The following is a 6,938-nucleotide window of genomic DNA, read 5'->3' on the forward strand; positions in this document are numbered from 1 at the left end:
GGCTCAGTTTGTTACCGGCAGGCCAACCCTGCTTTCTAACCTGATTCGCGACTCCCTATCTTTCTCCAGGGCCTATTCCGCCGCCAATCGCATCAAGCACAAGCAGGACTCGCTCGCGGAGCAATTCGGTATCGAGAGTCTCTACTTGGCAAGCGGGCTTCTGGACTTGCGATCTGATGGCCATGAGCTTCGGATGCCGATCTTGCTTTGGCCAGTGAACCTTCTAACTAAGCACGATGATTTTGAACTAAGTCTTTCCAGAAAAGCCATCGTCAATCCAGCGTTGGCTCCAGCGCTACTTCGGCACTACGGGGTAAAGCTAAACGCTGAAGATTTGCTATCAATGGTTCAAGTCGGATCAGACCCAATTCCAGTTCGCGTGTTAGACCACATTTCTTCTCTCACGGATGAGTCAGCAAATCTTGAGTTCAGCCGAGTACTCGCTATCGGTAACTTCTCCTCAGCAGCTAGTGATTTAGCATCCGACTTTCAAGATATCGAGCACCCGGTTACAAATCTGTTTCTAACCGAACTGGATTCCAACGCTGAGTCTTATGAGCAAGGCATCGCGGACCCAATAGCGGTAACAGATTCGGACAGCACTCAAACCAGGATTGTCTCCAGAGCACTAGCTGGAACTAGCTTTGCGGTTGAGGCTTTACCAGGGTGTGGCTATACGCAAACCGTTGTACTTCTTGCTAGTGCACTTGCCCACCAGGGCAAAAGAGTCTTGGTATTGGCACCTAGACAACAGACTCTGGATGAGCTAGCTACCAGATTTACCCAAGTTGGATTGCCCGGTCTTGGAATCAGATCTAGTTCCACTTGGCTAGACATGATCAGTGCGATATCTCGTAACGAGAAGGCGCAACCGGTGAACTACACAGAACTAGCCGCGCGGCGCGATCGCGCCAGAGAAGAAGTGGCTAACTATTTCGCCGACTTTGAGAAAGTAGACGGCGAGCTAGGAGTCAGCATCGAGCAGGCCCTTGAGGAGCTAGCCCGGTTGTCTGGATCCCCTAGGGCGCCAATCAACGAGGCCAGAATCGATGCCGACCAGCTCGGTCGCCACCGCGACCTAACTTTCGCAGGAACCTTACTTAGCCAAGCCCAAGAGCTTGGAATGTTTGAGGTTGGCCCCAACGACTCCGCTTGGTTCCTGGCCAAGTTCGAAAACCCATTGGATGTTCCAAGCAAGCTGCAACTGGCCAAATCGCTATATGAAAACACTTTCCAGGATCTTTCCAGCCAGCTTGCCGAGTTCACCAAGACCGTCGAGTTCAAGCCGGCCGTGAGCGTGGCTGACTGGGTGAATTACCTTGAGCTATTTATTGAAATTCGAGAAACGCTGGACAAGTTCAAGCCAGAGGTATTTGATCGCCCGCTGACTGAATTGATATTGGCTACCGCACCAAGAAAAGACAAGTCGGTTATGTCTGGGGCAAATCGCAGCCGACTGAAAAAACTTGCCAAGGAATACCTTCGCCCAGGACTGCACGTATCGGACATGCACCAATCGCTCAAGGCAATTCAACTGCAGCGCGATGCTTGGGGAAAGAATTGCCTAGTTGCCAAACCGCCGCAGGTTCCACTGGGAATCAAAGAAGCCCAGCAGGCACTGAACCTATTTGTCAGTGAACTCGGTGAGCTGCAAGCACTACTGAGTGATGTGACACTTAGTGCGCCGCTTATATCTTTACCACTTACTGAGCTAACCAAAACCCTTCGTTCGCTTTCGGAAGACACCAAGATTTTAGACAACTACGACGAGAGATCGATGACGACCCAGCGACTTGAGGAAGCGGGGCTTGGCCCGCTGGCTGTTGAGCTAGCCAATTTACACACCGGCAAAGACGACCTGCCGGCTGAACTGGAACTAGCTTGGTGGAAATCTGCTCTTGAAACACTACTTGAAAGATCAGGCAGGTCACTGGCTGCCGATAGCAATGAGATTGTCCAAATAGAAAAACGATTCGCTGCCACCGAAACCGAATTGATTGCTGCCGGAGCCAAAACCGTGGCTTACGGCCTTTCGGGAAAGTGGAAGCAGGCTTTGGAAAATCACCCTTCGGAGGCCCAGACCCTGAAAGAACTTCTAAAGCTCAAGCGCGCGGTTATCTCCGAAGTGAGTCAACTGGCTCCCAACATTTACCAAGCGTTGGTTCCAGTGGTTTTGGCTTCTCCTTACGAGATCCCAAGAACCTTGGCTAAAGGCGAAAGATTCGATGTCACCTTGGTCCTTGACGGTGCCGGTTCCTCCATCGCCGAAAACTACTCTGGGCTGGTTCGATCTAATCAGGTGGTGGTCTTTGGCGATGACGTAATCGCCGCAGCTACCGGTTTCAACATCGAGTGCCTACCCCAAGAGGACCAGTCAGCTCGCTTGCCAGAGTCCATCTTTACCTCTGCCCGGAGGTCGCTGCCTCTTGAGGTTCTTCGAAGGAGCTATCGAACTTCAGGCCAGGCGTTGGGTGATTACATCAACAAAGAGTTCTATCAAGACCGCATTATCTTTGAACCAACCGCCACTAGCTACTTTGGCCAAAACAACATAAAGTTTGAGCGCGTTGTGGCAGGAAATTCTGACCAGCCCGAGAGCTTGGATCAAGAGATATCGATGGTGATTCAGGCCGTGATCAGTCACGCCACTTACACACCACAAGATTCTCTACTGGTTGCAACAGCGAGCCCGAAGCACGCTGAAAGGCTAGAGACCGCTCTTAGGACCAATAGGAAAACCAGGGCTGATCTAGATCCATTTTTTGAAAGTCATGGCCGGGAAAAATTCGAGATTACTACTATCCAAGAGTTAGCTCATCGGGTTGCCGATCGAATAATTTTTAGTCTCGGCTTCGGAAAGGACCTAACGGGCCAAGCTCCGAAGCTACTTGGTCAGCTTTCTGATCCAAACGGTAAGAGGTACCTTGCTAACCTGCTGGTCTCAGCCAGAAAACAAATGACTATTGTGAGTGCCCTGGATAACCAGGACCTACTAGCAAAGGCAAATCCTGGGGTCGAGATGCTAAGTGATTTGATGCATGAGCTTGAATGGGTCGCCCCATTCAAGGTCGAAGCCGAACTGAATCCAATGATTGCTGATCTGGCCATTCGGCTAACCAAGCTTGGGGTTACAACGCGAACTAATTTCTCGACAAGGATCAAGCTAGTTGCTTCGGTCGGGGCCAAGGCAGCAATTGTTGAGCCGGACTGGGGCATCCTTGGATACAACCTTTCAGAGCGCTACCGGCTTCGCCCGGCACTTTTGGAAGCCATGGGCTGGATGTATTTGAGGGTTCCTAGCTTTGAGTTGTTTGCAGATCCCGAGCAGGTAGCCAGATCTATTTCTATGAGCCTGGGTATAGAGGTAACCAAGAAAGCACAACCGCTTTTTGAGCTCAGTGAACCCGCTTTTGAGGACACGGCTTCAGCTTGGGGAGACCCCGGGGACTCTAACGATCAAAGACTTGCCGAAGACAAACCGCCGCACTGGGGTTAGTCACTAGATTTTGGTTTGCTTGACTCCGTTGGCCTAGAGTCGGTTCGATAAAAACCAGTTCCCTTAAAGCTCACACCCAGTTGGCCAAAGACCTTGCGCAATTCCCCACCGCATTTTGGACAAAGGGTTTCTGCCTCAGCATCAAAATCCTGCCACAAATCAAAGCTGTGTTCGCATTTCTTGCAGACGTAGCTGTAGGTGGGCATGAATTCTCTCGGATTAGTGGGATTTAGCTAATTCTAACGCGCAAAGGGAATGTCTATGGTTCGAGATTGCGTTACGACCTGGCTAACGGGCGCATCGTGACTCCCACTTGGAATTTCTGGCAAAAACTCCGCATCGTATATGAGCCCAACGGTTGGTCCCGTGAAGTGCTGAAGGTATCTGTCGAAGTAGCCAGCTCCTCTTCCTAGGCGCTGACCCTCAAAGTCAATTGCCAAAGCGGGAACAACAATCAAGTCCAAATCCTTGGGTTCTATAACTTGCCCCGTTGGCTCTCTAAAGCCAAGTGCACTTTGCGTAGTTCCAGATTCTAAAACGGCCATAACCATCTGGCCATTGGAATCAATCCGTGGGCAAGCAATTTCTATGCCCTCTGCCTTGGCTAGTTCAATAAAGGAATCGGTTGCAGGCTCAGAACCAAAGGATAGGTAGCAGCCAATTCGCTTGTGATTTTGCTTCAAAGAAAGCGCCAACAAAGATTCGGCAAATTGGCCACTGGTTTGCCTGGCGAGCTCATCCGTTCGGTTAGCAAAGATCTGAAGCCTGAGGGCTTTCTTGGCTTCCGAGACAATCTCACTCATGCCACTAATCTAGCCATCGTGGCTCTTTCTTTTGCACTAACTCACGGCGATGTAAAACTGCGCATCGCGAAGATGAGAGACGCCAAATCCCTAGAGAAACTAATCCTTGGAAACAGGGCATGGCTTAGACCTTGGGAGGCCACGAACCCTGGAGCCCCAAACTCGTTTGATGTCAGATCCCAACTTCGAGGACTAATTCGGCAATTAGACGACCAGTCAGGGATGCCATTCGTAATTGAGGTTCAAGGAGTGGTTCAAGGTCAACTAAACGTTGCAAACATTTTGTATGGCTCAGTTTCTTCTGCAGTAATTGGTTACTGGGTATCACCAGAGGTTGCAGGCAGAGGTGTTGCGCCAACATCGGTTGCCCTTGTGACCGACTATTTGATGAATCAGGTTGGGCTACACCGTGTTGAGATAGACGTCAGGCCAGAAAACGCTGCATCGCTACGAGTCATAGAAAAGCTGGGCTTTAGGTACGAGGGCATCAAGCAGCGCTACATTCACATCAATGGTGACTGGCGCGATCACTACATCTTCGCCTTGACTGCAGAAGAAGTTCCAGAGGGAATCTTGAATAGATTCTTAAGAAAACAAGTTCCACCCCAAAAATACCCGTGGAACTGATAAACCAACACGCCACCGCAAATCCGCGACACGCCGCACTTCCTTCCCTAACTTTGATGTATGGATCAAAGCGCAGCACTCGGTGGATTGATGATGCTCGTCATCGCATTCTTATGGGTTGTTGTTTTTATTCCGTCCTGGTTTCAAAACCGCGTGGAGGCTGAGCGATACGCTCAGGCTTCAAGTGGCTTGAAGCCCCAGGTTGAAAACACCAAGATTTCGGTGAATGCGCCAGTTGCATCAAGGCTTCGGCTTGCAACTGAACGATCTCGAAGGCTTAGAAGAACAAAAAACACGATGTCGGTTTTGGCCACCCTAACTATCCTGGGATCGGTCACATTGGCGTTTTTCGCGTTCCAAACCCCGCTAATTTTTGTAGCAATCGGGCTTGGAATGCTAGTGGGATTGTTCGCGCTGCTGGTGGCGATAAAGGCCTCTAGCGAACTAAATAAGACACTTATAAAGGTTGCTCAGTCGAAAACCGAGCTGACTGCCAGCCTTGCGAAGACCTGGAGAGAAGCCATTCTGCCCAGTATTGACGCGGAAAGTGACTCTAGAGCGTGGACTCCAAACCCACTACCCTCACCTGCATATAAAAGTCGAATTGGTGAGCTCGAAATACCAAATGTCGCATCCGTAACCGAAATTAGCAACTCGAGGAAGAATTTCGACACGCAAGAGCAAATAAACACAATATTGAAAAAAAGACGCGCTACAGCGTAATTTCGTGCTAAATCACTAGACTTAAATCAATCTAATCAGGAGAGCAAACGAGTGAACACATTTGATCGAGTAACAAAAAGAGTAACAAAACGAGTAAAGAAAATATTCCGCAATAACGTAAAGCCGGTTTCAAAGGCAATGGGCAACCTAGCTCAAGATATCGCCAGCGAGACCACAGCTGAAGTGAAAGAGGTAAAGAAAATGGCAGTAGCCAAGAAAAAGACTGCAGCAAAGCGCAAGCCAGCTGCAAAGAAGACTGCAGCGAAGAAGCCAGCAGCTAAGAAGACTGCAGCAAAGCGCAAGCCAGCTGCTAAGAAGACTGCAGCTAAGAAGCCAGCAGCGAAGAAGACTGCAGCAAAGCGCAAGCCAGCAGCTAAGAAGACTGCAGCAAAGCGCAAGCCAGCTGCTAAGAAGACTGCAGCAAAGCGCAAGCCAGCTGCTAAGAAGACTGCAGCAAAGCGCAAGCCAGCTGCTAAAAAAGCAGTAGCAGCGAAGAAGCCAGCACGTCGTAAGACTGCAAAGCGTAAGCCAGCTGCAAAGAAGTAATTTCTTTCAATAATAGAAAACCCCACTCTTCGGAGTGGGGTTTTTTATTTGTCAAAGATTGAGTAAATCTTCGTTTTGAATTTACTTTTAGTTTTTGGAAACTACCCAGCGAACCGAAGATTCCAGGTCCGGGTATTTGAAGCGAAAGCCTGAGGCCAAAAGCTTAGTTGCGGTCATCTTTTGACTGACAAGAAGTAGCTCTCTAGCCGCCTCGCCAATGAGCAGGTTCATGGCAAATTCAGGGACCCTGAACCAGGCCGGTCGGCCAAGCTCTTGAGCCAGAGCCTGAACCATCTGTTCGCAGGTTGCCGGCTCCGGAGCACTTAGGTTGAATGGCCCGTGGGCGGTTGGAGTATTTATCAAATGAATGATGGCAGCGGCTTCGTCGACCAAGTTGATCCAAGCCCAGAATTGTTTGCCAGAACCTAGCGGTCCACCAACAAAGAGTTTGATTAGTGGGACCAGTTTGCCTAGGGCACCAAGTTTTCGACTCATGACGAGTGTGGTGCGAGCCAGCACCACCCGGGTTCTGGCTTTGTGAGCTTCCAGCTCCCAGTCATTGGCAAGATCAGATAAGAAACCCTCGCCCTTCGGGCTGTCTTCAGTGAGCCACACGGTGCCACCTTCGCCGTAAAAGCCTGATGCCGATCCGCTAACTAGAACCTTCGGTGGTTTCTTGGCCGCGTTTATTGCAGCAACCAGGGTCTTGGTCGAGTTGATTCTCGAGTCCACTATTTCCCGCT

At 50.1% G+C, this 6,938-nt stretch carries 7 protein-coding genes; 4 read left to right on the plus strand and 3 right to left on the minus strand.

The annotated features are described in order from the left end of the window. Positions 1–3,496 (plus strand): DUF4011 domain-containing protein (locus AC9UES_RS06015; protein WP_509527630.1); only part of this gene is annotated, 3,496 nt, incomplete at its 5' end. Here AC9UES_RS06015 and AC9UES_RS06020 read toward each other — a convergent pair. Then, positions 3,493–3,702: an FmdB family zinc ribbon protein gene (locus tag AC9UES_RS06020; RefSeq protein WP_509527632.1), complete on the minus strand. Its 210-nt coding sequence runs from the start codon at positions 3,700–3,702 to the stop codon at positions 3,493–3,495. The genes AC9UES_RS06015 and AC9UES_RS06020 overlap by 4 nt on opposite strands. A 33-nt stretch (positions 3,703–3,735) precedes the next feature. Further along, positions 3,736–4,299, minus strand: coding sequence for a 5-formyltetrahydrofolate cyclo-ligase (locus tag AC9UES_RS06025; protein ID WP_509527634.1), 564 nt, complete (start codon positions 4,297–4,299; stop codon positions 3,736–3,738). Between the two features lie 18 nt (positions 4,300–4,317). On the opposite strand from AC9UES_RS06025, the gene AC9UES_RS06030 reads away from it, so the two are divergent. From AC9UES_RS06030 to AC9UES_RS06040, 3 genes are read left to right on the plus strand one after another with little or no spacing between them, the layout of a single operon-like run. Beyond that, the gene (locus AC9UES_RS06030) at positions 4,318–4,926 is read left to right on the plus strand and encodes a GNAT family N-acetyltransferase (RefSeq protein WP_509527637.1); all 609 of its coding nucleotides are present in this window, start codon (positions 4,318–4,320) and stop codon (positions 4,924–4,926) included. 60 nt (positions 4,927–4,986) lie between these two features. Then, the gene (locus AC9UES_RS06035; protein WP_509527639.1) at positions 4,987–5,649 is read left to right on the plus strand and encodes a hypothetical protein; all 663 of its coding nucleotides are present in this window, start codon (positions 4,987–4,989) and stop codon (positions 5,647–5,649) included. Between the two features lie 51 nt (positions 5,650–5,700). Then, on the plus strand, positions 5,701–6,195 hold the full coding sequence (locus AC9UES_RS06040; protein ID WP_509527641.1) for a hypothetical protein: 495 nt from the start codon (positions 5,701–5,703) through the stop codon (positions 6,193–6,195). 87 nt (positions 6,196–6,282) lie between these two features. Here the strand turns inward: AC9UES_RS06040 and AC9UES_RS06045 are convergent. Beyond that, a partial coding sequence (locus AC9UES_RS06045) for a TIGR01777 family oxidoreductase (protein WP_509527644.1) occupies positions 6,283–6,938 on the minus strand: 656 nt, incomplete at its 5' end.

Origin of the sequence: Rhodoluna sp., from assembly GCF_044232805.1 — a bacterium.
Taxonomy (GTDB): domain Bacteria; phylum Actinomycetota; class Actinomycetes; order Actinomycetales; family Microbacteriaceae; genus Rhodoluna.